This window comes from Saccharibacillus alkalitolerans, assembly GCF_011090185.1.
Lineage (GTDB): Bacteria > Bacillota > Bacilli > Paenibacillales > Paenibacillaceae > Saccharibacillus > Saccharibacillus alkalitolerans.
This window is the reverse complement of the sequence record NZ_JAAFGS010000007.1, coordinates 127,525-153,242: the sequence shown is the minus strand read 5'-3', so window position 1 is coordinate 153,242 and position 25,718 is coordinate 127,525. Positions and strand designations below refer to the sequence as shown.

The window sequence follows — 25,718 nt, the reverse complement described above, 5'->3', positions numbered from 1 at the left end:
TTGTACCTGAAATCAGAAAGCAGCGGGACGTTTACGAGTGAATTTCGGTCGTACCGTTTCGTTTTCGCTTTTTCTCCTCGTACCGTTGATGCTTTTCTTCCGCCGGATAAAAAGAGCCGAGAGGACGCAGCGCGGTCGCTTCGCTGTGTCGGCCTTGATCGGCGAGCTCGTCCTGCACCCGCTCCATCGTCTCCCGCTGCAGCTCGTCCCGATAGAACAGCAGCGAGCGGTAGCGCGAATCGTCCGGCTTATAGCCTTCGATCGCCGCCGGATTATGCATGCTCCAGAACTTTTCGAGCAGCTTCTCCAGCGAAACGACTTGGGGATCGAACTCCACTTCGACCGTTTCGGAATGGCCTTCAAGGCGGCGATGAGTAGGAGCAGGCGCTTCGCCGCCCGAATAGCCGACTCTGGTCGCGGTAACGCCGGGCAGCTTGGCAAACCGGTCTTCCGGTCCCCAGAAGCAGCCCATGGCAAAGGTGAGCTTCTCTCGGATCTGACGGTCTTGGTGCATGGCGGAACACTCCTTTCGGTATATATTCTGAAAAGAACCGGTCCCTGCAGCGTGCTTTTTTCTATTATAGCCAACTCTCGCCTCGACTGCCCGCCCCCTGGAAGGCGAAGGCGTTTTTATGCGGAGGCTTTTTTTGCTACACTGTAAGCAGTTAACGCTCCATAATCCATTCACCCGGAGGGACCAACCATGAACGCAATCCTAAGCAGCGAAACCGCAACTGTCGAGATCAAGCCGCTCGGCGCGGAAATGATCAGCTTCAAACGCAAAGACACCGGAATCGAATACGTCTGGAGCGGCGACGCAGCGTTCTGGACAGGGCGTTCGCCGGTGCTGTTCCCGATCGTGGGATCGGTGTACGACGGCAAAGTGCGCGCGGAAGGAGGCACGTACGAGCTCAAAAACCACGGCTTCGCGCGCAACCGCGAGTTCCGGCTCGTCGATTCCGAAAGCCATCGCGCCGTGTTCCATCTGTCGTACGATGAAGAAACGCTGGCCATGTATCCGTACAAATTCGCGCTTACGCTCACCTACACGCTGGAAGGCTCGAGCCTGCGCATCCAGTACCGGGTAGACAACGACGACGACAAAGCGATCTACTTCCAACTTGGCACGCATCCCGCGTTCAACTGCCCAATCGGCGGCGAAGGCGACTTCGAGGATTACCGGCTGGAGTTCGAGCAGGAAGAAACGCTGGAGCGCTTCTATGTAACGGGCGGCAATATCCAAATCCCGAACAAATCGGAGATCGTGTTGGAAAAAGGATCCGTGCTGCCGCTGAAGCGGGAGCAGTTCGAAGAAGGCGCCATGATTTTCCGCGACGTGAACTCGGACAGCGTTACGCTGCGAAGCGACAGCAGCTCGCGCAGCGTGAAGGTCTCGTATGAAAACTTCCCCTACATGGGCGTCTGGCAGCCGAAAAACGCGCCGTTCGTCTGCATCGAGCCGTGGCACGGACTGGCGGACGCGGACAAATTCGACGGCGAGCTGAAAGATAAAGAGCTGGCGGTAGAACTTGAGCCGGGCGAGTATTTCGAGGCGGCGCTGGTGATTGAAGTAAAGTAAAAACAGACGTGGTCATCAAGAAATCAATGACTACCGAAAAAACGCCGTTCCGCTCCAAAGCGTATCCGGCGTTTTTTCGGTATTTTTTCGAGAAGCTTACCTTTCCATGCCGACCATCCCGCCCATAACCATCCAAAAGTTAAGCACAAAATGAAAAATAATGACTGGCATCAATCCTTTTGAACGCAGAGTCAATCCAGCCATGAAAATACTTCCGACAGCAAACCCCAAACAGGTCAGAAGTGAAATGCCCAGTCCGTAATGATAAAAGCCGAACGCAAGACTTGTAACAATTAGAGCATGAACCTGCCCCATCCCTTGAACGAAGCGGCTCAAAATAAGTCCTCTCCACATGATCTCTTCCAACACGGAATTCACCAAAGCGAAGCCGACAGCCAACCCGAGCAGCTTCCAGTCGAACGGAATTTCAATGACAAATATCCGAATGCAGACGAAGATCAAGCTTGTGACTATCGAGAAGATGGAAATAAAAAACCAGATCGGCGGATGATCGAACCCTCTCCAAATCCACGGAAATGCGATTCTTTCTCTAAAATCACCAATTCTCCAATATAAGATAGGCTTCTTTTCACCGGAAAGTGCTGCTGCCAAAAACAAGAAGGCCAGATAAAAAACCAATAATCCCCTACTTCCGATCAAAACAAATTCACGAGAAAATCCCAATAAGGTTAACCAGACAGTCAACGGCTCCACAGTAGAAAAGTATACCAAAAACCCCAAAACGAAAGCTGCTGCCGTCCAGGCTATCGATCGAAATTCAGAACTTCTCCATCCGAGCAGTATCCAAAACAAAGTGCAGCATGCCAAAAAAATTGAAGAAGGAAAAAGATTGATCAAGATAACCGTGCCTACGAATGCAAAACTGACTCCGTATTTGGCCAACGCGGCACGCGGAAATACTTTTAGTTTTTTCAAAAACGAATGTTGCACGCTGTACCTCCAATCTCTGTCTCTACTTTCTATCTTCACCTGCCGTACCCGAATCCCCTCGTTTGCCTTAAAGGGTCATCATTTTGGCGTCTTCTTCACACCCTGTCGGTCTTCAATTCATCGCTTCGTCAAATTACGCAAGCGCCAACCGTTCTCCGAGCAGACTGATCGCTTCACGCAGTTTATCCTTCGGCACGGTTTTGTAAAGATCGCCGATACTGATTTCTGTCGAACAGGACGATTCACCCGTTTTCTTCAAATAAGCGACCAGACCGATGCCTGTCTCGGTTTGAACGCCGGCAATAATCGCTTCGGCCTCCTGCTTCGATACGTCAAAGTGCAGATGGAACATGTTCGACACCGGCACTTCCGGCCGCGTGCGGATACCGGCGCAGCCGTTATACAGAGCCGCCAGCTCCCGCGCTTCCTCGTAATACCCGGCCATCTGCGGCAGGCGAAGATCAAGATAATAGTCGGAGCTGAGGATGTACGGGTACAGGCTGATCAGATCGCCTCCGTGGCGTCTTTTCCAGATTTTCGCCTGCTCCGCCAGATCGGAATCGCCTGCCAGCATCGCGCCGGCGATTCCGCCTATGCCTTTATAGAACGAGACGTAGACGCTGTCGAACAGCGCACACACCTCTTCCGCCGTTTTCCCGTAATACGGCAGGATCTCGAACAGCCTTGCGCCGTCCAGATGCAGGGCTATTTCTTTTTCCCGGCAATAAGCCGAGATAGCTTCCAGTTCCGCATAATCCGGCAGTTGGCCGCCGATCTCGCGCTGGGGCAGCTCAAGCAGCAGGCAGGCGACATTTTCCGGCATTCCCTGCACGTCTTCCAAAGTAATCAGCCGATCCTCATCCGCCAGCAGAACAGGCTCCAGACAATGCAGCTCGCGCAGTCCGTCCTGTTCGTGAATCTCCAGATGGCAGAGCGGGTGATACGCGACGACCCTGCTGCTTTTGCGGTCGCTCCAGATCCGCAGCGCGATCTGCTGGGCCATCGTGCCGCTGGGGAAAAAGACGCCGGATTCCTTGCCCAGCATCTCTGCCAGTTTTCGCTCGAATTTCTCGATCGTTTCGCCTTTGCCGTACATGTCGCTGAGAGTGTCGCCGCCTACATTCTGCAGCGCCTCCAGCAGCACCCTCACGTTTCGGGGGCCGTTGCCCGTCGTGCGATAGCGGGCCGTGCCGAACGTCTCGGCCAGAGATAACGGTTGATTCACGGTGAATGCAGCCTCCTTTTCGTACGGACAACAGGGATGGGTCCTTTTTGCCCGCTCTTATACGGCTATTGTACTCTTTCCGCAAGAAGTTTCATAATAAGGAAAGAGCCGCCCGGACGGCGCCATGCCGAAGCCGGGCCCTAATCCAATCCGAAAGGTTCTGTTCCCATGCCTCAATCGAGACCGAGCATCTACGACCGCTATATCCCCGCCTTGAGCGCCGAACCTTCGGACCTGCCCGCTTACCGGTTCGTTTTCCTTGCCGGAACCGCCAATCTGCTGCTGAACGAAGGCTCCGGGCTCGAAGCGATTCCTTCGGCGGCCGACGCGGCGGAGCTGGGCTTCGAACCTTCCCGCTCGCTGTACCTCGGCACGCTGGGCGGCGCTCCTTGCTACGCCGCGGAAGCGCCCGAAGGCGCGGTTCCGCCGGACGGCACGGCCTTTCTGCCGCTGCGTTCGCTGTACGAAGTCCTCGACGAAGACTTGTTCCATCTGGCCGGGCGCGCGCTGCAGATGTTGAACTGGGATGCGACGCACCGCTTCTGCGGACGCTGCGGCACGACGCTGACGCTGGCCGACCGCGACCGCGCGAAGGTCTGCCCGAACTGCGGGCTGAGCCAATATCCGCGCCTGTCGCCGGCCGTCATTACCGCGATTCTCAAAGACGGCAAAATTTTGCTGGCGCACGCGGCCCATTTTCAAAACGATATGTACGGGCTGATCGCCGGCTTCGCCGAACCGGGCGAGACGCTGGAAGACTGCGTGCGGCGCGAGACGATGGAGGAAGTGGGCATCGAACTGGGCGAGATCCGCTACTTCGGCAGCCAGCAGTGGCCTTTCCCCAACTCCTTGATGATCGGCTTCGTCGCGGAGTACGCGGGCGGCGAGATTGCGGTGGACGGCGAAGAGATCGCGCACGCCGCCTGGTTCGGACCGGACGAGCTGCCGAATATCCCGCCGAAAGTCAGCATCGCGCGCAAGATCATCGACTGGTACGCGGAAGAGTACGGCAGCCCGACGGACACGCCCAAGACCGTCGACCCCGATACTTTCATCTGAAGGAAGAAGAACGAATAAAAATAACCGAAAAAGGCAGCCTGCTTGTTGCGGACCGCCTTTTTCGGGTACATATAGACGAGAAAGCTTCCCCAACCCCATCACCCCTAATTCAAAGGAGGAGTCGTTCGTGGCCCAAGCACATTCGCCCGAGGTTCAGCAGAAAGAATCACTGGGCTCGTTAATCAAAAAAGGGAATACGTCTTCCGCCGTCGCCATGGCCGGCAACGCGGTGCTCGCCGCCGCCAAAGGCGCGGCCGCCTTCTTCACCGGCAGCGGCGCCATGTTCGCTTCCGCCATGCACTCGCTCGCCGACGCCGTCAACCAGGGCTTCGTCTTCGCCGGCAGCGTGCTGTCCGAACGGCGACCAAGCCGGCGCTTCCCGACCGGCTTCGGACGGGTCATCAACATCTTCTGCATGATCGCGGTCATCGTCGTGACGATCATGGCGTACGAAACGATCCACGAGGGCATTCATCTGCTGCAGCATCCGGCGGAAGCTTCGAGCGGACTGTGGATCAACGTCGGCGTCCTGCTGCTGAATATATTGATCGACGGCGCGATCTTGATCAAGGCGATGAAGGAGATTTTGAAGGAAGCCCGGGCGCCTAAGGCTTCGGGCTTCGCCCTGCTGCCGGCCGCGTTCAAAAACGTGGGACGCGCAGCGCCTCCGACCCGCCTCGTGTTCTACGAAGACATTGTTGCCGTGCTCGGCGCATTTTTCGCCCTGGTGGCCGTCGTGGTCATCGCGCTGACAAACTTCGCGCTGATAGACGGACTCGTGACGACGCTGATCGGCTTCCTAATGATCGCCGTCGCGTTCCGGGTCGGCTACGACAACATGATCGGCCTGATCGGCGTATCCGCGCCGCAGGACGTCGAGGATAAAGTCTCTTCGGCCGTGCTGAACGACGCCGACGTCGTGGACATCCGGGAAATGCGCATCATCCAGGAAGGCCGCTACTACCACGTCGATACGGTCGTGGAGCTGCGCAAAGGCTTGTCGCTCGGCGAAGCCGACGATATCATGGAACGGATCGAGCGTCACCTTGTGACCGTGCCCGATATTGCGGACGCCGCCGTCGCTATCGTGGAGGACGACGGGAAGGTCAGCTGGCACCGGAGGGAAGCGGAGATCGATCGGGGATAACGACAGTACAGAATACAGCAGGTGAGGTCCGACAAAAAGCTTCCGTAGGCCGGAATTGCGACAGGTTCGCAGTCCGGCGGCGGAAGCTTTTTTGTCGTACTCCCCCTCCCCATCTTCGAAAAATAAAATTTGCTCATCTTAATTTTACTGAAAAATGGTCGATATATCGTTTGGTAGCTGTATTTCTATCGATTGGCCGTCTCATACTTAACGCAGAGGGGATCTCACATTCATGAAAAAAAGTATTTTGGCTTCCATTCTTACGCTTCCGCTTCTGGCCGGCTTTGCGGCTCCTTCCCAGGCTGCCGTCGAATTCCGCGACATTCAGAATTCATATGCCAAAGATGCCATTAATCAGCTTGTGGAAGCAGGAATCCTGAACGGCGTCGGCAGCGGACAGTTCAATCCCACCGGAAAAATCACCCGTCAGGACTTCGCGATTATTTTGGCCAAAGCGCTTAACCTTGATACGAATTCAGCTCCGCTCACCCCGACGTTCTCGGATGTGCCGGCTTCCCATTATTCGTACAAGTTCGTGGAAGCGGCTGTGGCGGCGGAGCTTATCAAAGGGACGGGCGGAGGCGAATTCGGATTCGGCCAAGGTCTGTCGCGACAGGACATGGCTGTACTCTTTACCCGTGCACTCGGTGTAGATCCCGCAGGAAAAGGCGAGAACCTGAAGTTTGCGGACGCGGATGCCATCTCGAAGTATGCCAGAGACGCCGTCGGTTACGCGGTAGAAGCACAGCTCATGAGCAGTATGCCGGGAAACCAATTCGCTCCGACCGGACTCGCCGAGCGCCAGCAGGTAGCCCTCGTTACGCAGCGCTTCCTCAAAACCGCCGAACTCGGCAAGACGGCAGGGGAACAGCAAAAACCGGAAGTCCCTGCACCGCAGCCGCCTAAACCGGAAGCTCCCGCGACTCAGCAGCCGGCACCCGTACTGCCTGCGCCTTCGGCACCCGTGACGCAGCAGCCAGTACCCGTATCCCCTGCTCCTGCGCCTTCGGCACCCGTGACCATTCCCGATGCGCCTGTCGTCATCATACCGGTCACGCCGATTGCCGACACCGAGGCCCCTACCCTGACCTTAATTTCGCCGGGACCTTTTACCGTCGGAAATTCCGTGGTCGTACGCAGCAGCGAAACGGGAACGGTGTACCTGGTCCCTTCCGCTTCCGAAATTCCTGATCGTTCCGCGCTCGACACGCTGGTTCTCGAAGGGGTCGCAGCCAAAGCTCCCGTCGTGTCGGCGAACGAGGACAGCGAACTGTCCACGGCGAACTTGGCTCCGGGAGCCTATAAGGCTTATGCCGTCGATAACAGCGGCAATGTCTCGGCGGCGGTAACAGGAATCGAACTGCGGCAGGCGGTCACGGGGCCGTCCTTCTCGTTCTTTACACCGGGAATGCTGGGGGCTTTCTTCCCGGAAGAATTGGACCCGGAATCCGTTCCGTCCAGTGCAGATTTCAAATTTACCCGGGTTGACGAAGGATCCGGATCCTCTCTATCCATCCACCATATGGCCGTTCACGGTACAAGCATAAGCTTTTGGATGATGGGGTCTCCGGTTATGGGCGGCACTTACGAAGTCGTCTATGCTCCGAAGGAAGGCAGCGCGCCGATCAAGACGTTATCGGGCAAAACTTACGACTCGTTCACCGTACAATTCAAATACGACAATCATATCCCGACCGTATACGAGGTTCCGCAGGAACAAATTCTCGAGCTGGGCAAAGGCGCGACTTCTCTGAGTTTATCCTCCGCATTCATGGATTGGGATGAAGAACAGCTGACTTATACCGTTCTTTCGGACGCGCCCGGCGTTGTCGAAGCCTATATCGACGACCAACTTTATCTGAATCCCGCAGCCGTCGGAGCAGCCAACATTACGGTGAAAGCGAAAGACGGGCACGGCGGGGAAGCAAGTTTTACCTTTAAGGTCACGGTCGTTCAGCCTGATACCGATCTTATTATTCCTTAAGCGAAAAGCCTTTTTCCCGAGAGGCATATCCCTCGATAACACTTAAGAGCTTTAACAAAATTCATCAAAAAAGACCTCAGTCTCTTTTAACCGACGATTGAGGTCTTTTTAATTAACTGAATTTTAGGTTGTTTTTGTTCTTCAGCCCTTCGGAAAATAAGCCTCGAACTTCAAATCCGGCCCCAACGGCTCCGCACGCAGACCTGTAAGCCCGATCGCGTCGTTCATGTCGGCAATGCCCAGCCCTTCGAGGAACGTCGGGGCATCCTTGCCGCCGACCAGCTTCGGCGCCATATACAGCACCAGCTTGTCCGCAAGCCCCTGCTCCACGAACGAAGCGATGACCTGGCCGCCGCCCTCGACGAGCAGCGACGAGATCTCGCTCGATCCGAGCATATCCAGCACCTGTTCCAGATTCACGCGTTCGCTTCCGGTCGTCTCGAACACTCTCACGCCGGCCTCTTCCAGCCGCTGCCGCTTGGCCGGGTCGGCGTGGGAGCCGGTGAAGATCCAGGTCGGCGCTTCGCCGTCCGTAATGACCCGTGCGTCTTCCGGAATGCGCAGCTTGCTGTCCAGCACGACGCGAAGCGGATTGCGGCCGTCCGGCAGCCGGGTGTTCAGCTGCGAATCGTCATGCAGAATCGTCTGCACGCCGACCAGGATCGCGCCGCTCTCGTGGCGCAGCCGATGTACGTCTTCGCGCGCTTCGGCCGACGTGATCCAGCGGCTGCTGGACGTGCGCGTGGCGATCTTGCCGTCGAGCGTCGTCGCGGATTTGACCGTGACAAACGGGCGTTTGCTGACGATGTAGCGGTTGAACACCTCGTTCATCCGCTCGGACTCCTCGCGCAGCACGCCCTCGATGACTTCGATGCCGGCGTCGCGCAGGATCTTGATCCCCCGTCCCGCTACCAGCGGGTTCGGGTCCGGAGCGGCTACGACGACGCGGGCCAGACCGGCCCGCGCGACCGCCTCGGCACATGGACCGGTACGACCATGATGCGAGCAAGGCTCGAGCGTCACATAGATCGTGCCGCCTCGGGCATGCTCGCCCGCCATGCGCAGCGCATGGATCTCCGCGTGCGGCTCGCCCGGCTTCAGATGCGCGCCGATGCCGACGATCCGCCCTTCGTTCACGATGACCGAGCCGACCAGCGGGTTGGGCGCGGTCTGGCCTTTCGCGGCACGGGCGTTCTCCAGCGCGAGCCGCATATATTTTTCATGGATGGACAGATCGCTCATGCGTACTCAGTCTCCCCCTTCGACGGCCGGCAGCACGCTCAAGCCTTCGAGCGGATTTTGCGCGGCGAAGTGGCCGGACCGGTTGACCTTGGTTCGCAGATACTTCTCGTTGAATTCCGATACGTCGCCCCACAGCGGGGTACGGCCCGATACGTTCATGCCGGAAGCTTTCAGCGCTTCGAGCTTGCGCGGGTTGTTCGTGATCAGCGTGACCGGCAGCTGGCGCAAAAATTTCAGCACGCCGATCGCGCCGTCGTAGTTGCGGGTATCGTCTTCGAATCCGAGCGCCAGGTTCGCTTCGACGGTGTCCATGCCCTGCTCCTGCAGGATATAGGCCATCGCTTTGCTGAACAAGCCGATGCCGCGTCCTTCGTGGTTCGCCAGGTAAAAGAGCGCGCCGGAGCCGTGCTCCACGATCATCTTCATCGACTGGTGCAGCTGATAGCCGCAGTCGCATCTTTTGCTGCCGAAAATGTCGCCCGTGTGGCAGATGCTGTGCATGCGGATCAGAGCGTCGTGCGAGTGTTCGAAGTCGCCGTACACAAGCACGCTCGACTGCTGGCCTTCGGCCAGATTCATCGTCGGCAGGCTGCGAATCAGCGCTTCGGCGGACATCTCGCGCCCGCCTTCCGGTTCCTTGATCCAGCTGTACCAGCGGAACGTGATCGTCTCCCCGTCCAGATTGACCGGAAGCGTGATCGGGCCGACCAGGACGTAGCCTTCCTGAGGGTTCAGCACGGAAGGGACGTTGTGAATGCGATCTTTCAATATAAAAGCTGCGCTGTTGTTCAACATGATGGCACATCCTTTTTTTCGTATTGGTTAAGTCGGGTAAGCCGCCAAGCGAGCTCTTGAGCCGCGGCGGACCGTCTGCCGTTCTTCGATGTATGCCGATTCGGGGAAAAGGGCTTCACCTTCCGATCCGGAAGGTGATTCGCAGCCCGGGCGGATTTGGATCATATTTGCCTGAATTTTTTTGTACTGCCGGGCCGGTCGGCCGATTTCCTTCATTCTATCATCCGTCTGTATATTATCGTCGCTCGGATTGTTAAATGTTAAAATTTTGAGCGTACGTCGATTCCATGTTCAGCTGTTCCCGCTGCCGGCGTTCCACATCTTCGCGCCGGCGCTGTTCGAGCCGTTCCAGCGGAGGCAGGCTGTCGTCCGCGCTTCTCTCCAGGCACGTCAACAGCTCTTCGTACAGCACGTCCGCGTCGCAAAGCGCTTCGTTCAGGCCGAAAGCGCCTGTGGGCGTCATCGTGTGGGCCGCGTCGCCGATCAGCACAAGGCCCGGCTGCGCCCACCGTTCCGAACGGCTGCTGAAAATGTCGAGCAGTACGAAGTCCTGCCACGACTTGATATGCTTCCGTACGCTGGATTCCAGCTTGGGAAAGGCGGCGATCAGCGTGTCCGTCAGTTCTTCGAAAGGCCGCTTGCGCAGCTCCTTGTACGAATCTTCCTCGATGTTCCAGCCGACCTGCACGTAGCCGCGGGCCTGCGTGAACAAGTGAAGCTGCTGTCCGTCCTGGATCGTGGAGCACATCACCGGCTCCCAATCTGCCGGCGCCGGAATTCTCGCCCACAGCAGATCGTAGCCGTGTCCTTTCGTGCTCGAGGAGATTCCGGCGTATTTGCGCACCGCCGAATATCGGCCGTCCGCGCCGACGACGACGCGGCTGCGGATTTCTTCGTCGATGCCGTCCGCGCCTCGGACTTTAACGCCGGCACAGCGCCCGTTTTCGTCATGCAGCAGTCCGCGCACCGCCGTACCGGGCTTATAAGTAAAGTTCGGGTATTCCGAAGCTTCGCCGAGCAGGGCGAGCAGCAGATCGGCCTGCGGAATATGAATGCCGACGTTGCCGCCCTCCGCTTCCGGCAGGATCGTCTTCACGACGCGCCTGTTCTCCCAATATTCAATCCGGATCAGCGGAAGCACCGCTTCCGGATCGACCCGCTCCAGCAGCCCGTGCTTCTTCAGCACATACTCCCCGTCGCCGTTAAGAATTTCTCCGCGGAACGACGGTCCGGGTACCGGCTGTTTCTCGATCAGTACGACGTCCGCGCCGCGGCGGGCCAACAGGCACGCCAGCAGAGTGCCGGCCGGCCCGCCGCCCGCGATACAAATGTCCGTATGTCGTTCCATGTTTTTTCCTCCGATATTGACGGTTGAATGAGCGAGTAGTTAAACCATGACGGTTTAAACGCGCGCTTCGCTTGCGTAGTTAAACCGTCTAACTCACAACATTACTTTATGTAACCGAGTATATTTAATTGCTGTTACTTAGTCAAGCTTTAATTATTACGAATAGTAAGCTTGTTTATTTAAGTATATCGGGGTATAATAACGAGGAAAGCTTTTCCAACCTTGTTACCTTTCCTTAAGCCCGAAGATCGGGTTCATTGTATAGAAGTCCGACGGAAATTTCCGAGAAATCTTTTTACTAAATACGACAACGGAGAGTGATCCCATTGGCCGCAGAGCTGACCGAACTGTGCCCCCGATTCGAAAAAGCGATCGAGCTGCTGAGCAAGCGCTGGACGACCCTCATCATTTATCGGCTGCTGGACGGGCCGCGACGCTTCGTGGATATCGAAAGCTCGCTGTCCAATCTGAGCGGCAAGGTGCTGTCGGAGCGTCTGAAAGAACTCGAAGAGGCGGGGATCGTCCTGCGCACCGTGTACCCGGAAAAGCCCGTACGGATCGAATACTCGCTGACGGACATGGGCCGCGATCTCGCGCCTCTCATGGACGACATTCAGGGCTGGGCGACGCGTTGGATCAAGGTTGAGCAGGAGCAGACCGACTGACTTGCACGCTCCCCGAGCGAAAAGCCGCCGATCGTATGATCGGCGGCTTTTTGTCGAGTATGGCATTCGGCTCTTTTCGGCAGATTTGTGTTCCATCCGGAAGCGGCGTCATTCCGCCGCTTCCGGATGGAATCCTCGCTTATCCGCATAGCCGTCGATGCTCCACACCCCGAGCTTTTTCCGCTTGGCTTCGGCCTCGACACTCCGGAATTCGTCCGCGTATTTGTCGTTGGGCTTGTATACGACCACGCGTGCCAGTCCTTGCTCCAGCAGCTTCTCGTTGAACCTCTCGCCGTCCAAATAAACGTAAGCCAGCATCCGGTCGTACTGATCCCGCTGTTCCTCGTCGAACTCCAGCTCGACCGCCTTGCCGGTCAACCGCTTTTTCGCGTAATCGCTTGCTTCCGGGCCGAACGGCTGCACCGGCGTGCCTTCCTTCTTCGTCTCCGGCGTATCGATCAGCAGCATGCGCACCCGTTCGCGGCTTCCGTCGTCCAAAGTCGCGATAAACGTATCCCCGTCGACGGTACGCTCTACTCTTGCGGCTACTCTGCCCTCGGCGGCCGGCTCGTCGTTCGATGCCGGCGCGTCTTCCGATCCGGCTCGGCCGGAAGTCCGGTCGCTCTGCGTCTGCGCCGCTTCATCCCCGTTCAGCAAATTGCCCAACAGGCTGCGGCCCGCATCGGTAAACAGCAGCAGTCCCAGCACGATAACGGTCGCCGCGATCGACAGCAGGCTGCGCTTCGGACGGCCGCTTCCGTTTCCTCCGTCGCGATCGCCTGGCGTTTTCATAGACATTCCCCCGGTTCATGATGTTCTGTTCCTGTTGCCCGCGGCGCTGCGCCGCTCCATTGTTCTTACCCTTTTTCCGTCGAAAAAGCAACCTGCGGAGCTTGGCGCTTCCTGCCGTCTCCCCCTGCCGCCTCCTCCAAAATCCGGCAATTCTTTGCCATCGCGCATGAAGTTCGCTACAATGCAGATATCCGCGTTTTCAAGAAAGACCGCAATACTTTTTCAGACTGGAGAGGACTGTCATGAGCAAAAAAATCGTAGCCATCGACATGGACGACACGATCTGTCATCTGGTGCCGAAGGCCATTCATTACCATAACGCCGCTTATCCCGACCTCCCGCTTACGATCGATCAGGTGGTCAGCTTCGACCTCAGCGGCATCTGGCACCCGGAATGCAACGAGGAGATTTTTTTCGGGCGGCCGAAGCTCTACGAAGAACTGGAAATCTTCGACGAGCACACGATCGAGGAAGTCCGCCGGATCAGCGAGGAGCACGACGTGATTATCGTGACGGCGGCACGCCCTTCGGCGGTTCCCGAGAAATGGAACTGGCTGCAGCGGCATATGCCGTTCATTCCGTTCGAGAACTTTTTCGTCGCCAAGCGCAAATACCTGCTGGAGTTCGATCTGCTGATCGACGACGGCCCGCATAACCTGCTCGCCGCGCGAGAAGCGGGCAAACGCACGATCGGCATTCCGCGTCCGTGGAACCGCACCCTGCAGGACGATTTTCTAATGAAGGATTCGTGGGAAGGCATGGGCGACCTCGTGAACAGCGTGCTGTCGGGTCCGGGCTTCCCGGCAAAGGGATAACGAAAACGCGCAGTACGCGACGCCGAAAAAACGAACTCCCGGAAGCGGAAGCACGAAGGTGCTTTCGCTTCCGGGAGTTTTCGCATGGAAAATGCGGCTCCGACGCGAACGGGACCGCTTGCCCGCTTCGGCCCGCTCGCTGCGCGAATAAGGCCCCTGAACGCTTAGCGCCGGCAGTCCCGAACGAGTTCGCTTACAGCTGCTTCGCGAATTCGTTCAACTTGGCCGACATCTCGCGAATTTCCCGGATCATGGCCGACAGTTCTTCGGTCGACGCCGCCTGACTCTGACCGGTTTCCGCGATCCGCTCGATCGAACCGCTCATCTGCGCCGTCAGCTTTTTGAACGCGTCCAGCGTGCCGCGGATGCTGTTCGTCGAGCTGACGGTCTGGCCGGACAGCTTGCGGATCTCGGATGCCACGATGCCGAAGCCCGCGCCCGCTTCGCCGGCATGAGCCGCCTCGATCGCCGCGTTGATGCCCAGCAGATGCGTCTGGTCGGCTACTTCCTTAATCATCCGGACGACGCCGTCCGCGCCGTAAGCATTTTCTTCCGCCTGCCGGGACAAGCCCAGCAGGTCGTTCGAAGCGTCCGACAGACCGCCCGATCCTGCGGCGATGCTCGCGACCTGCTCGCCCGCCTGCGTCAGCGACTCGGCGATTCGGTCGGCAATCTCGATCAGCTCGCTGTGCCGCCGCACCTGCACGGCGATCCCGCCGATGATCCGTCCGTTCCCGTCCTTGACCGGAGTGGCCGTACCCGTGAAGGCGAATCCGTAATATTCCGCGGGTACCTCGGCACGCAGCGCCCTGCCGCTGCGCAGCGCAAGCAGCAGAGGCTCTCCTTCCTGCAGAAGCTGGCCCGGCTTGATGTTCAGATTGATTCGCTCGCCCGGCCAATAGGCCGTGAACTGCCGCATGTCGCACAAAGCGATCGAGGCTTCGACAGGTAACGCCGCCTTAAGCAGGGGAATCGCAGCCGCCAACGAATCCAGGGAATCGATGTCTTTTGTCACCGCTCCTCGCTCCTTTCTCGAATTGGATATTTATTCCTTCAAGGTATATCACCCTCATCCCCGTTTCGCTCAAGCAGTCCGGCGCCGTCAAAACGCGAAAACGGCAAAAAAGCAGCGGACAAGACCCATTTTCCGGCGCAGCTGCTCGGCATCCCAGGTTCTGCATTCCGCATGATGCCGGCAAATCTCCTTCCGTCTTCGCGCGAAAACCGGATGTAAGCGGGTTCGATAAGCACTCAGTCCGCACTCTTTTAAAAATAGCTGCGTAAGAGCACTTATTTTCTCCTTTTTCTCCTGAAATTTCGAAATAGATGCATGGAAGCAGCTATTTCATGAAAAAGGAAGGGTTTCGGCGGCGATCAAGCGAAATAACTGCTCCTGCGCATCTATTCGGTAAAAAGGCGTTCTTGCGCGACAAATAGCTGCTCTTACGCATCTACTTGTGCTCTTCATCCCAAGGAGCCATTGAACCGCGGAACTGCCGGCCGCTCATCTCCCTGCCCCGGCATGCCGAGCCCGAGCCGAACGGCAAAAAGCCGGCCTCCCGGATTTTAAGATCCGTAGGCCGGCAGCCGGCTTGGTGTCGGCACCTTGGCCGCTTGCGCTCTACCGTCTTGGCGCTTGTTGTCTCGACGTCTTGGCACCTTTGCGTCCTGGCATCTTTGCGTCTTGGCACCTTGGCGCGTCGGCGCCGACTTGCGAGCGCAAAAGGCCGAGCTTCGAAGCGGCTTCGCTTCCTGCCCGGCCTGTGTTCCGATTTCTTCGCGCGGCTCGAACCCTTCGGAATCTTTCCGCACCCCGTCTCGCTCTTTGCCGACGCGTTCAGCTCTTGGCCCCTGCCAGTTCTCCGTCCCGCTCCTCCCGGTATACCGGCATCGGCACGGTGAAGGAGAACACCGATCCGGCGCCTTCGACCGACTCCACTCCGATCCGGCCCCCCATCAGTTCGACGAGGTTTTTGCAGATCGCAAGCCCGAGGCCCGTGCCGTTCTGCATCCGATTCGCGGCCGAAGAGGTCTGGTAAAACGGTTGGAACAGCTTGTCCCGTTCCTCGGGCCGAATGCCGATCCCGCTGTCCCGCACGGAAAAGCGCATCAGAACGACGCTTCCGGGTCTCGGAAATTTCCGCCCTTCCGGCGTTCCGCTCCGCAGTTCTTCCACGTCGGCGCGTAACTCGATCCCGCCTTCGGACGTGAACTTGAGCGCGTTGCTCAGCAAATTCATCAGCACTTGGCGAATCCGGTGTTCGTCGCCGAGCAGAATTTCCGGGATTCCCGGCCCGATCGCGCTGGCGAACGACACCCCTTTCTGTTCCGCCTGCACGGCATAGAGCCCGGCCACGTCGCCCAACAGCGTCTTCAGCGCCAGAGGCTCGCTGACCGTCTTCAACTTGCCCGCCTCGAGCTTCGAGAAGTCGAGCACGTCGTTGATCACGTACAGCAGCGCCGAGCCGCTCCGATGAATCAGCCTTACGTATTCCTTCTGCTCGTCGCTCAGCGGCGTATCCAGCAGAATGTCGCTGATGCCCAGCACTCCGTTCAGCGGGGTTCGCAGTTCATGACTCATGACGGCAAGAAAATCTCCTTTGATCCGCAGCGCTTCCTCGGCTTCCGCTTTCGCCGCGCGCAGTTCCCGTTCCGCCCGCTTTCGGTCCGTAATGTCCCGGGAAATCGTGTAGACGTCACGGATGCCGGCTTCGTTTTCAAGCGGAACCATCGTCAAGCTGAGCCAGATCTCGACGCGGTGCTTGCCGCGGATGCGCAGCTCGGTCGTATCGGATTCGCCCGACAGAGCCGCGTCGTAACAGGCTTTGAGCCGTTCGCGATCTTCTTCGAACAGCAGCTCGTCGAACGTGGTGCCGCGAAGCTCCTCGAAGGCATATCCCGTAATCCGCTCCAGCGCCGGATTGGCTCTCGCCAGCCTTCCGTTTTCGTACAGGCAGACGGCGTCCGGATTATGCTCGAAGATGGAATCGTAACGACGGCGGTTCGAATCCGCCAAGCGCAGCGCGACTTTCCGGTCGATCGCCTGGCTGATCAGCACGACCACCAGGATCAGCAGCGTCGCGGCGCCGATCAAGATCGCCAGCATCGACTCGTCGGCATAACTCGCGCCCGTCGGCCGGATATGGTGAGACATCTCGCTCTCCATGCCGTGAAAACGAACCGCCGCCATCGCCGTATAGTGCATCCCCGCCACCGCTCCCCCGAGCAGCAGCGCGACGGCCAGCCGGAACGGCAGCCTGAGCCGGGCGCAGCGATGCTTCCGGTGCACGGCCGACAGCTTAAGCGCGGCGAACGAAGCGCCGAACGCGATCAGCACGGACAGCGTCACATAACGCCAGTCATGCTGCATCCGGAGCGGCATGCTCATCGCGGCCATTCCGCTGTAATGCATGGCCAGTATGGCTCCGCCCATAAACGCCGACCCGGCCAGCAGGCTGCCCGTGCGGGTTACGTCGCTGGCGATCATACGAAAGGCTCCCCATACCGCAAGCACGGGAAGCACAATGGAAAGCAGCAGCCAGCCTGGCGTGTAATCGACCTGCACCGGCAGTCGGTAGGCCAGCATGCCGATAAAATGCATGGACCAGATGCCGAGCCCCATCGTGACCGAGCCGAGCAGCATCCATAAGCGCCGCGTCGGTCCGCTCAGCACCAGCACGCGCTCGTAGACGTACAGCGCGCTGCAGGAGGCGAAGAACGAAATGAAAAGCGAAAAAAGAACGAAATGAAGCTCGTACGTTCCGTGAAATTCAGTCATGTCATCCGTTCCTTTCTCCCCTATCTATAAAAAAACGTCGAACGACGATTCTATTCGGGCGACAACCGCTGCGGCGGCCGATTTGGCCGCCTCGCATCCGGCCTTCTTATTTTATCATGTGACAATTTTGTGAAAATAGCCGTTTCCTCCTCTTTTGCGCCAGCGCGCGTCAGATTTTTTATATCCTGCTCCTATTGCGGCGCGCAGCGGCAAAAAAAAGCGTTCCGTCTCCCGGAACGCCTGCATGATTCGGTTCTTATATCGGCTGCAGCTCTATAAACCGCCGCATAAGCCGGATCTTCTCTTCCCTGTCTCGATACAATTTCTCGGCTTCTTCCGCCGTAATTTCGTAAAAAGAGATCCGCTGCCCGGGCCGCAGCTGCGCCGCGACGGGCAGGTCGACCGCCGCGATCTGAGCGATGCGCGGATAGCCTCCGGCCGTCTGCCGATCCGCCAGCAGCAGAATCGGGTTGCCGTCGGGCGGCACCTGCACCGTTCCCGGCGCCACCGCTTCGGACAGCATCTCGAGCGGCCGCTCCGGAGCGAGCGGCGGTCCGGTCAGGCGGCAGCCCATCCGGTCGCACTGCGGCGTCGCTTCGAATGCCCTCGAGAACCAGGCCTGCCGGCTTCCGGCCGAGAACGCGTCGAATTCCGGGCCGCGCACCGCCCTTACGGCAAGTGCTGTGCGGCCTGGCGGAATGTACCGGTTGTCCGCGTACCAAGACGTCGCCGCGAACGTCTCCCCTTCGGCACCCGAGAGCCGCCGGGCCAGCCTCAGCGACGCCTCGCCGGGTTCTCCCGGCGCCAGAACGTCGCCCGCGCGCAGCTCGCGGCCTTCGAAACCGCCGATCCCGGCCCGCAGGTACGTGCCGCGGCTGCCCATGACCGGCGGCACGTCGAAGCCGCCGGCGATCGCGAGATAAGCGCGGCAGCCGCTCTTTGCCGCGCCGAAGCGGAGTTCGGCGCCTGCCGGCAGCAGCGCCGGCCGCCACATCGGCAGCGGCGCGCCGTTCACGCTCGGCGACAGATCGCCGCCGGTTACGGCGACCAGCGTGTCGCGGCCGAAGCGAAGCGTCGGCCCGCTTAACGTGATTTCGAGTCCGGCGGCTCCCTCGTCGCTGCCGACGAGCAGGTTCGCGACCCGCAGCGCGTACGGGTCCGCGGCTCCTCCGGCCACGACGCCGTATTTCTGGTATCCGGCTCGGCCCAGATCCTGCACGGTCGTCTGCATGCCCGGCATCAGCACGGTGATGGTCATGGCCGCCCCTCCCCGTGCGCGGCTTCCAGCCGCAGAAATTCTTCCGGCCCGATCGGCCGGAAACGAACCCGGTCGCCGGCGCGCAGCAGGCTCGGCGGATCTTCCGCCGGACGGAACAGCGCCAGCGGCGTCCGGCCGATCAACTGCCAGCCGCCGGGCGTCGACAGCGGATAGACGCCGGTCTGCTTCCCGGCGATGCCGACCGCTCCCGCCGGGATAGCGGATCGCGGCGTCTGCCGCCGCGGCGCCGCGATCGATTCGGGCATACCGCCGAGGTACGGGAAGCCCGGCGCAAAGCCGATCATATACACCAGATAGTCGCCTCCGGCATGAATCTCCACGACCTTCTCCGGCGTCAAACCCGCATGGCCCGCCACTTCTTCCAGGTCGGGACCGTGCTCGCCGCCGTAGCAGACGGGAATGTCGACGACTCTCGGCTCCGCTTCGGCCGACAGGTTCAAGCTGCCCGCCATCCGTCCGAGCAGGTCGCACACGGTCCGATAGACCGGTTCTTCCCCGTTTCGCCGTTCGTCTCCGAATTCTCCTCGCCTGCGGGCGTTTCCCGTCTCGAACGGATCGTAGAACACGGTAACGGCCGCATACGAAGGCACGCATTCGACCATGCCCGGAAAAGGACGACCCTCCAGCGCTTCGCTCAGCGCCTTGACCCGGCGGTGGATGTCCGGCCGGATCTCGGCTTCCCAGGCGACGCGCACGGCGCATTCGCCGTACGGAGAAATTTTCGGTTCGGGCGAAGCTGCAGTGCGGTTCATGACCCGATTCCTCCCTTCGTTTCGATAAGTGACTCGCCTTTATTTATTGGAACAGCTTCGGAATTTCGTTGATCAGCGTATACCCGCTCATATAGGCCATGACCAGCACGATCAGGCCGCCGAAGACGGTCAGCCAGAGCGGATGCCGGTAATCGCCGACGATGTTTCGCCGGTAAGCCGCGATCAGCAGCACGCACAGGCCGATCGGCAGAATCATGCCGTTCAGCGCGCCGGCCAGCACCAGCATACCCACCGGTCTGCCGACGAGGACGAAGATCAGCGTCGAAACGGCGATGAATCCGATGATATAAAACTTGTAATTCCGGTCGATTTTCGGGCTGAAGCTGCGGACGAACGACACGGACGTGTAAGCCGAGCCGATCACCGACGTGATCGCCGCTCCCCACATCACGATCCCGAACAGCTTATATCCGACATTGCCCGCCGCAAGCCGGAATACCGAAGCCGGCGGATTTCCCGGATCGACGGCCAGTCCCTGGGCGACGACCCCAGCGCGGCCAGGAAGAGCAGCACCCGCATGACCGAAGTGACCAGAATGCCGTAGACCGACGTTTTCGTAACCTGCGGCAGCACCGCCCGTCCTTTGATGCCGGCATCGAGCAGACGGTGTCCGCCCGCAAACGTAATATACCCGCCGACCGTGCCGCCGACCAGCGTGACGATGGCCAGCATGTCGATCCGGTCGGGCGCGAACGTCTTCACGACCGCTTCGCCGACCGGCGGAGCCGACGTGATCACGACGTACAGCGTCAGCAGGATCATCGCGGCGCCCGCGATCTGGGTGAAGCGGTCCATGGCCTTGCCCGCGTCGCGAATCAGGAAAACGGCGATCGCGATCACCGCGCTGCAGATCGCGCCGACTTCCGCGGACGTGCCGAACAGCACGTTCAGGCCGAGGCCCGCTCCCGCGATATTGCCGATGTTAAAGGCGATGCCTCCGAACACGATCAGAAAAGCGAGTCCGTAGCTGAGGCCGGGCAGCACCATATTGGCGATGTCCTGCCCCCTTTTCCCGGACACGGCGATGATCCGCCAAATATTCATCTGCGCGCCGATGTCCAAAATGATGGAGATCAGAATAACGAAGCCGAAGCTCGCGGCGAGCTGTTGGGTGAACACGGTCGTCTGGGTGAGAAAGCCCGGACCGATCGCCGACGTCGCCATCAGGAAAACGGCGCCGAGCATGACGCTCCAATTCGATTTCGGCGGTTCGGCTAGCGAAGTGCCTTGTTTGTTTTTGCCGGGTTGCATAGGTAGCCTCCTTGTTCTGCGGCGCTTCGCCGTTTGATGATTCTAATCCGCCTGCTGCTGCCGGGCGTTCATGGCCGCGACCCGAATGCCGGCCTCTTCGCAGGCCTGACGGATCCGGCGGGCAAAATCCGCCGCGTGCGGTCCGTCGCCGTGAATGCAGACGGTATCCGCGGCGATCTCCACGTCCGCGCCGTCCGCGCTTCGCACCCTGCCTTCGGCAATCATGCGAAGCACTTGGGCGATCGCCTCGTCGTCGCTCCCGATCAGCGCGCCGGGACGGCTTCTCGGCGTCAGCGAGCCGTCCGGTAAATACGTCCGGTCCGCGAATACTTCGCTGGCCGTCCTCAAGCCGGCCTCCCGCCCCGCCCGGATCAGTTCGCTGCCCGACAATCCGAACAGGATCAGCCCGGCATCGACCCGGGCTGCCGCGCGGGCGATCGCATCCGCCAGCGCGGCGTCGCGGGCGGCCATGTTGTACAGCGCGCCGTGGGGCTTCACATGGCGCAGCACGCCGCCTTCGGCGCGCGCGATCGCCTCCAGCGCGCCGATCTGGTACAGCGTCATGGCGTAGACTTCGTCCGCCGAGACGTCCATGTTCCGCCGGCCGAAGCCGACCAGGTCCGGCAGCCCCGGATGGGCGCCGATCGATACGCCCGCTTCCAGCGCCAGCCGAACCGTCCGCCGCATCACGGACGGATCGCCCGCATGGAAGCCGCAGGCGATGTTCGCCGACGTTACGTGCGGGAGAATCTCGGCGTCCCGCCCCAGCGTATAAGCGCCGAAGCTTTCGCCGAGATCGCAGTTCAGGTCAATACGCGCGTTCCTCTTCCGCGCAGTGTCCTTGCCGTTTTCCCCTACAGGTTCTTCATATTCTTTTTCTCCTTCGCCCATCCTCGCACTTCCTTTCTTCGATCGCCTCGCGGCCGCTGAATCGCCGCCGCAGCGGATCCATACGCAGGTAAATACCGTTATTATACAGGCTCGCCCGGCGGGGAGCCGCATTTTCAATATATAAACAGCCGAAAGTCGAGCATAAACTCGAATTTCCGGCTGCGTGCATGTTCCGGGCACCTGCTTGCCGCGCCTCGGCAGCCCCCGCTATCCGCCTCTTTTTTGCGTTTCTCCGGACGGCAAAAAGGGAGGAGCGCGACATTCCGCGCTTCCTCCCGGCTTTCTTTTCCGTTCTTTTGTTCTTGAGTCCGAACTTACTTATATTTCCCTTCGTCGATCGCTTCCTGCTTCTCGTCCAGAATTTCTTGATAGCCCGCGTCGAGATACTGCTGCTTGGCTTCTTCGTAAAGCTTGTCGAACTGGTCTTCCGGAGCGAGCGCGACTTTGAGATACAGCTCCTGGAACAGCACGTTCAGGTCGGCTTTGTAATCGTTCACGCTGTCGAGCACGACGGTGTACAGAGCGTCCGGCGTCCGGAATTCCGACGTTTCGTTATAATATTTGACCAGGTCGTCGACCAGGTATTCGTGGCCCGGAGGCGCCCAGTTGCGTTTGTTGGCTTCCAGCGTTTTTTCGGCATCCGGGTACTGCGCCGTTTCCGTTACGAGCGCCCAGTAGTCTTTGTTGTTGTTCTGCGCCAGGACGGATTCGCCTTTGTAGTCCACGTTGCGGACCGCGATGCCTTGATCGTCGAGCTTGTAGTTCTCGCCTTCCACCCCGTTTTGCAGGAAGAACAGATTCTCCGGCTGGCTCATCCATTCGAGGTACATCCACACGGCGGCGCGTTCCATGTCGGTCGATTCGTAGTTGATGCCCATGATGAATCCGAACGGCCAGTATGCCCGTCCCTGCGGCTTGCGGCCTTCCGGCACGCCGGCGTACGGAGGCAGAATGGCGAATTCGGCATCCGGGTTGTTTTTCAGCGCTGCCGCGAACACGTCCGTGTTGTTCGTCAGGTACGTACCGTACGTGCCCGTTTTGCCCGCCACGAATTCCGCTTTGATCTTGGAGTCGTCGTCGCGCAGGTAGAATTCCTTATCGATCAGACCGTTGTTGTACTGGTAGTTCAGGTTGCGCAGGTACCGCTCCGTATCCGCCGTCGTGAAATCGGCTACGGACAGGTCGGAGTAAAGCGCGCGGTATTTCGGGTCGAACGGCCAATCGCGGAAAGCATAGTTGTAGTTGAAAGAGTTCTGGATCAGGCTGCCGCCCGTCACGCCCAGTCCGGCTTCCTTCCATTTTTGCAGCATTTCGTTGTATTTCTCGAGCGACGTCAGGTCTTCGACCTTCATGCCGACCTTCTCGACCCAGTCTTTGCGGATGATCGTCGTGAAGTTGTCGGCGTTCGGACGGGAAGCGAAAACGAAAGTCGGCTTATCGTCGATCACGCCGTACTGCTCGACGATCTCGCCCGTGTTCTTCCAGTAGGTCGGCGCATAATGCTTGACTTCGTCGTAATTCAGCTCCTGCAGCACGTCTTCGCCGTAATAAGCCAGCGCCTGCGGCATATCGTAGTGGAAAATGATATCCGGCGCTTTGTGCGAAGCCAGCAGCTGCTCGAAGTCGGTCACTTCGCTGCTGCGGGTGATCGGCACGAAGTTAACGCTTACATTATACTTGTCGCCGAATTCCTTCTGAATCCACCGGGTATAGTAATTGTCGGTAACGTTCCAGCCTTCGAAAGCGCGTTCATATACGGGAATGTCGAGATTGACCTTCTCCGGGAATCCGGCCGAGTAATCCGGGAACCCTTCGGCCGAAGCCGCCGGCGTACCGCCGGAATCGGAACTTTTCGACCCGCCCGCCTCGTTGCCCGATCCGCCGCCGCTGCAGCCCGCGAGCATGGCGACTACCGCCAGACCGGTCAGACATTTGAATCCCCATCTTTTCTTCTTGATCATATGAATCCCCCTCCGTTTTTTCGTAGCGAAGCGAAGAAAATAACGTACATCCAGTAACTCTTTTTACGTTTTTTCGTAGCGAAGCGAAGAAAATAACGTTCATCCAGTAACTCTTTTCTTAACGTTTTTTTCATGTACCCCGACCGTTATTCCTTCACCGCGCCCAGCATCGTGCCTTGAACGAAATACTTTTGCACGAACGGGTAAATGCAGATGATCGGAATGGTCGCGAAGACGACGACGGATGCTTTCAACACTTCGGGATTGCTCAGCGTGACTTCGGTCGCTTCAAGCTGGAAGCTTTCGCTTGCCTGCACGACCAGATAATACAGTTTGAGCTGAAGCGGACGCAGATCGACGTTATGTTTGATGTAGAATAAGGCGTCCTGGTAAGCGTTCCAGCGGCCGACCGCGTAGAACAGCGACAGTGTAGCGATAATCGGCTTGGACAGCGGCAGAACGATGCTGGTCAGGATCCGGAAATGCCCGGCTCCGTCGATGCGCGCCGATTCTTCCAGGCTGACGGGGACGCTGTGCGTGAACGTCGTCTTGAGAATCAGCAGATTGTAGGCGCTGAACGCGAGCGGAAGAATAAGCGCCCAGAGCGTATCCAGCATGCCCAGACTGTTGATCAGCATGTATTCCGGAATGATCCCGCCGCTGAAGTACATCGTGAACAGGAAGATGAACGTCAGCGTCGAGCGGCCCTTCAATTGCCTTCTGGACAGCGGGTACGCGGCGCAGATCGTCACGACCATGCCCAGGACGGTGAACAGCACCGTCACGATGACCGATACGTACAGCGATTTCAGAATGCTGGCGTCGGCAAAAATCTTGGCGTAAGCTTCGAGGCTGAAGCCTCTCGGCCAAAGAAAGACTTTATTCGCGATGACATAGGCGTCTTCGCTGAACGACTTGGCCACCACGTGAAGATAAGGCAGAAAACAGATCAGCGAAATGATGACCAAGGCGACATGAATCAGGAATCCCCAGATATCGAAGCGCCGACGGCTTCCGACCGGAGCTTTGTGCACGGCTTTCATGGCCGTCCTCCTCTCTTATAACAATCCGTCTTCGCCCAACTTCTTGGCGACCCGGTCGGTCGTCAAGACAAGAATCAGTCCGATCAGCGCCTGGAACAATCCGAGCGCGGTCGCCCGGCTGATGTCCCCGCCTTCGATCCCCCAGCGGTATACGAGTACCGGAATGGTCGTCGTGTACTCCGTGGTGGCGCGGTTCAGCAGCGCGTAGATCCGTTCGAACGAACCGCCCATCACGCCGCCCAGGCTCATGATCAGCAGGGTCACGATCGTCGGACGGATGGAAGGCAGCGTGACATTCCACATCTTGCGCCAGCGTCCCGCGCCGTCCACGGTCGCCGCTTCGTACAGATCCGGGTTGATGCTGCTCATCGAAGCCAGATAAATGATCGTACCCCAACCCATGCTGGCCCAAATCCCGATCAGCAGATAGCTGATAAGCCAGTTCATGTCTTCCTGGAGGAACGGTATTCGCGTTCCGCCCAGCTGCGCGATCAGGTTGTTGATCATCCCGCTGCCTTCGCCGAGCAGCTGATAGGCGATTGCCCCGATGATGACCCAGGACAGGAAGTGCGGCAGATACAGCAGCGTTTGATTGATGCGTTTGAACAGCACGTTTTTGACCTCATGCAGCAGCAGCGCCAGGAAGATCGGCACCGTGAAGCTGAGCAGCAGGTCCATCACGTTAAGAAGAAGCGTGTTGCGGACGGCTCTGGAAAAGTCTTTTTTGGCGAACAGTTCCTGAAAGACCTCCATGCCGACCCATTCGCTGCCCCAGAACCCTCTCGCGATCTTATAGTCCTTGAACGCGAGCACCAGGCCCGCCAGCGGCGAATATTTGAAGACCAGCACGAGAGCCAGCGGAAGGAGCAGAAGAGTGTACAGCTGCCAATCGCGGCGCAAGTAATAGAGAACTCCGTAGCTGCGTCCCGATCGTAATGAAGCGGTTTCATTTTTTCTTTTAGCGACGCTTGCTCCCTTCACGTTTTCACCTCCCCTTTCGTTTTTTCCATCCGTCGCCGGAAGTTGTGCCCATCATAGCCCGTGCTTCGGCAGGAGGTAAACGACGAGTGTTGATGCCGGCATCCATTTTTGATTCAACCCGCGCCGCTGCGCGTTTTTCCAGCATCAGGAAGATCATTT

At 58.8% G+C, this 25,718-nt stretch carries 22 protein-coding genes and 1 pseudogene; 6 read left to right on the top strand and 17 right to left on the bottom strand.

Features of this window, described 5'->3' with window-relative positions:
* Positions 1-31: 31 nt before the first annotated feature.
* Positions 32-514, bottom strand: coding sequence for a peptide-methionine (S)-S-oxide reductase MsrA (gene msrA / locus GYN08_RS18280; RefSeq protein ID WP_166277263.1), 483 nt, complete (start codon positions 512-514; stop codon positions 32-34).
* A 189-nt stretch (positions 515-703) separates the two neighbouring features.
* Here msrA and GYN08_RS18275 point away from each other — a divergent pair, with 189 nt between their 5' ends.
* Complete coding sequence (locus tag GYN08_RS18275) at positions 704-1,579, top strand: aldose 1-epimerase family protein (protein WP_166277260.1); 876 nt, start codon at positions 704-706, stop codon at positions 1,577-1,579.
* Between the two features lie 96 nt (positions 1,580-1,675).
* Here the strand turns inward: GYN08_RS18275 and GYN08_RS24095 are convergent, their stop codons facing one another.
* Positions 1,676-2,530, bottom strand: coding sequence for a CPBP family intramembrane glutamic endopeptidase (locus GYN08_RS24095; protein ID WP_166277257.1), 855 nt, complete (start codon positions 2,528-2,530; stop codon positions 1,676-1,678).
* Positions 2,531-2,663: 133 nt separating this feature from the next.
* On the bottom strand, positions 2,664-3,755 hold the full coding sequence (locus GYN08_RS18265; protein ID WP_166277254.1) for a threonine aldolase family protein: 1,092 nt from the start codon (positions 3,753-3,755) through the stop codon (positions 2,664-2,666).
* 168 nt (positions 3,756-3,923) lie between these two features.
* Between GYN08_RS18265 and nudC the strand changes: the two genes are divergently transcribed.
* The 3 genes from nudC (at position 3,924) to GYN08_RS18250 (ending at position 7,945) form a co-directional block, all read left to right on the top strand.
* Positions 3,924-4,814, top strand: coding sequence for an NAD(+) diphosphatase (gene nudC / locus GYN08_RS18260; protein ID WP_166277252.1), 891 nt, complete (start codon positions 3,924-3,926; stop codon positions 4,812-4,814).
* 127 nt (positions 4,815-4,941) lie between these two features.
* On the top strand, positions 4,942-5,961 hold the full coding sequence (locus tag GYN08_RS18255) for a cation diffusion facilitator family transporter (protein ID WP_166277250.1): 1,020 nt from the start codon (positions 4,942-4,944) through the stop codon (positions 5,959-5,961).
* Between the two features lie 232 nt (positions 5,962-6,193).
* Positions 6,194-7,945 carry an S-layer homology domain-containing protein gene (locus GYN08_RS18250; RefSeq protein WP_166277247.1) on the top strand — a complete coding sequence of 584 codons (1,752 nt, stop codon included), beginning with the start codon at positions 6,194-6,196 and terminating at the stop codon, positions 7,943-7,945.
* Positions 7,946-8,086: 141 nt separating this feature from the next.
* Here GYN08_RS18250 and ribD read toward each other — a convergent pair whose 3' ends face one another.
* The 3 genes from ribD to GYN08_RS18235 form a co-directional block, all read right to left on the bottom strand.
* Complete coding sequence (gene ribD, locus GYN08_RS18245; protein ID WP_206023820.1) at positions 8,087-9,187, bottom strand: bifunctional diaminohydroxyphosphoribosylaminopyrimidine deaminase/5-amino-6-(5-phosphoribosylamino)uracil reductase RibD; 1,101 nt, start codon at positions 9,185-9,187, stop codon at positions 8,087-8,089.
* A gap of 6 nt (positions 9,188-9,193) precedes the next feature.
* Positions 9,194-9,982: a GTP cyclohydrolase II gene (locus tag GYN08_RS18240; RefSeq protein ID WP_166277244.1), complete on the bottom strand. Its 789-nt coding sequence runs from the start codon at positions 9,980-9,982 to the stop codon at positions 9,194-9,196.
* Between the two features lie 253 nt (positions 9,983-10,235).
* Positions 10,236-11,330, bottom strand: coding sequence for an FAD-dependent monooxygenase (locus GYN08_RS18235; RefSeq protein WP_166277241.1), 1,095 nt, complete (start codon positions 11,328-11,330; stop codon positions 10,236-10,238).
* Positions 11,331-11,656: 326 nt separating this feature from the next.
* On the opposite strand from GYN08_RS18235, the gene GYN08_RS18230 reads away from it, so the two are divergent.
* Entirely contained in the window at positions 11,657-11,995 is a 339-nt protein-coding gene (locus GYN08_RS18230) for a winged helix-turn-helix transcriptional regulator (RefSeq protein ID WP_206023819.1), read from the top strand.
* Between the two features lie 108 nt (positions 11,996-12,103).
* Here the strand turns inward: GYN08_RS18230 and GYN08_RS18225 are convergent, their stop codons facing one another.
* Positions 12,104-12,787: a thermonuclease family protein gene (locus GYN08_RS18225; protein ID WP_166277238.1), complete on the bottom strand. Its 684-nt coding sequence runs from the start codon at positions 12,785-12,787 to the stop codon at positions 12,104-12,106.
* A 242-nt stretch (positions 12,788-13,029) separates the two neighbouring features.
* Here GYN08_RS18225 and GYN08_RS18220 point away from each other — a divergent pair, with 242 nt between their 5' ends.
* The gene (locus GYN08_RS18220; RefSeq protein ID WP_166277234.1) at positions 13,030-13,602 is read left to right on the top strand and encodes a 5' nucleotidase, NT5C type; all 573 of its coding nucleotides are present in this window, start codon (positions 13,030-13,032) and stop codon (positions 13,600-13,602) included.
* Positions 13,603-13,795: 193 nt separating this feature from the next.
* Here the strand turns inward: GYN08_RS18220 and GYN08_RS18215 are convergent, their stop codons facing one another.
* From GYN08_RS18215 to GYN08_RS18170, 10 genes and pseudogenes are all read right to left on the bottom strand, one after another.
* The gene (locus tag GYN08_RS18215) at positions 13,796-14,617 is read right to left on the bottom strand and encodes a methyl-accepting chemotaxis protein (protein WP_166277231.1); all 822 of its coding nucleotides are present in this window, start codon (positions 14,615-14,617) and stop codon (positions 13,796-13,798) included.
* A gap of 822 nt (positions 14,618-15,439) precedes the next feature.
* Positions 15,440-17,380, bottom strand: coding sequence for a sensor histidine kinase (locus tag GYN08_RS18210; protein WP_166277228.1), 1,941 nt, complete (start codon positions 17,378-17,380; stop codon positions 15,440-15,442).
* A gap of 256 nt (positions 17,381-17,636) precedes the next feature.
* Complete coding sequence (locus tag GYN08_RS18205; protein ID WP_166277225.1) at positions 17,637-18,638, bottom strand: 5-oxoprolinase subunit C family protein; 1,002 nt, start codon at positions 18,636-18,638, stop codon at positions 17,637-17,639.
* On the bottom strand, positions 18,635-19,411 hold the full coding sequence (pxpB, locus tag GYN08_RS18200) for a 5-oxoprolinase subunit PxpB (RefSeq protein ID WP_166277222.1): 777 nt from the start codon (positions 19,409-19,411) through the stop codon (positions 18,635-18,637). The genes GYN08_RS18205 and pxpB overlap by 4 nt, the downstream gene beginning before the upstream one ends.
* A 43-nt stretch (positions 19,412-19,454) precedes the next feature.
* A pseudogene (locus tag GYN08_RS18195) lies at positions 19,455-20,683 on the bottom strand (NRAMP family divalent metal transporter).
* A gap of 42 nt (positions 20,684-20,725) precedes the next feature.
* Entirely contained in the window at positions 20,726-21,574 is an 849-nt protein-coding gene (locus GYN08_RS18190) for a LamB/YcsF family protein (RefSeq protein WP_166277219.1), read from the bottom strand.
* A 314-nt stretch (positions 21,575-21,888) separates the two neighbouring features.
* On the bottom strand, positions 21,889-23,535 hold the full coding sequence (locus tag GYN08_RS18185; RefSeq protein WP_166277216.1) for a type 2 periplasmic-binding domain-containing protein: 1,647 nt from the start codon (positions 23,533-23,535) through the stop codon (positions 21,889-21,891).
* Between the two features lie 146 nt (positions 23,536-23,681).
* On the bottom strand, positions 23,682-24,578 hold the full coding sequence (locus tag GYN08_RS18180) for a carbohydrate ABC transporter permease (RefSeq protein WP_166277213.1): 897 nt from the start codon (positions 24,576-24,578) through the stop codon (positions 23,682-23,684).
* Between the two features lie 15 nt (positions 24,579-24,593).
* Entirely contained in the window at positions 24,594-25,478 is an 885-nt protein-coding gene (locus tag GYN08_RS18175; protein ID WP_206023818.1) for an ABC transporter permease, read from the bottom strand.
* Between the two features lie 85 nt (positions 25,479-25,563).
* Positions 25,564-25,716: a hypothetical protein gene (locus GYN08_RS18170; RefSeq protein WP_166277208.1), complete on the bottom strand. Its 153-nt coding sequence runs from the start codon at positions 25,714-25,716 to the stop codon at positions 25,564-25,566.
* Positions 25,717-25,718: the final 2 nt, after the last annotated feature.

Coding starts and splice junctions, on each gene's coding strand:
- msrA (WP_166277263.1), bottom strand. CDS start 514: ATGCACCAAGACCGTCAGATCCGAGAGAAGCTCACCTTTGCCATGGGC.
- GYN08_RS18275 (WP_166277260.1), top strand. CDS start 704: ATGAACGCAATCCTAAGCAGCGAAACCGCAACTGTCGAGATCAAGCCG.
- nudC (WP_166277252.1), top strand. CDS start 3,924: ATGCCTCAATCGAGACCGAGCATCTACGACCGCTATATCCCCGCCTTG.
- GYN08_RS18250 (WP_166277247.1), top strand. CDS start 6,194: ATGAAAAAAAGTATTTTGGCTTCCATTCTTACGCTTCCGCTTCTGGCC.
- ribD (WP_206023820.1), bottom strand. CDS start 9,187: ATGAGCGATCTGTCCATCCATGAAAAATATATGCGGCTCGCGCTGGAG.
- GYN08_RS18240 (WP_166277244.1), bottom strand. CDS start 9,982: ATGTTGAACAACAGCGCAGCTTTTATATTGAAAGATCGCATTCACAAC.
- GYN08_RS18235 (WP_166277241.1), bottom strand. CDS start 11,330: ATGGAACGACATACGGACATTTGTATCGCGGGCGGCGGGCCGGCCGGC.
- GYN08_RS18225 (WP_166277238.1), bottom strand. CDS start 12,787: ATGAAAACGCCAGGCGATCGCGACGGAGGAAACGGAAGCGGCCGTCCG.
- GYN08_RS18220 (WP_166277234.1), top strand. CDS start 13,030: ATGAGCAAAAAAATCGTAGCCATCGACATGGACGACACGATCTGTCAT.
- GYN08_RS18210 (WP_166277228.1), bottom strand. CDS start 17,380: ATGACTGAATTTCACGGAACGTACGAGCTTCATTTCGTTCTTTTTTCG.
- GYN08_RS18205 (WP_166277225.1), bottom strand. CDS start 18,638: ATGACCATCACCGTGCTGATGCCGGGCATGCAGACGACCGTGCAGGAT.
- pxpB (WP_166277222.1), bottom strand. CDS start 19,411: ATGAACCGCACTGCAGCTTCGCCCGAACCGAAAATTTCTCCGTACGGC.
- GYN08_RS18190 (WP_166277219.1), bottom strand. CDS start 21,574: ATGGGCGAAGGAGAAAAAGAATATGAAGAACCTGTAGGGGAAAACGGC.
- GYN08_RS18185 (WP_166277216.1), bottom strand. CDS start 23,535: ATGATCAAGAAGAAAAGATGGGGATTCAAATGTCTGACCGGTCTGGCG.
- GYN08_RS18180 (WP_166277213.1), bottom strand. CDS start 24,578: ATGAAAGCCGTGCACAAAGCTCCGGTCGGAAGCCGTCGGCGCTTCGAT.
- GYN08_RS18170 (WP_166277208.1), bottom strand. CDS start 25,716: ATGATCTTCCTGATGCTGGAAAAACGCGCAGCGGCGCGGGTTGAATCA.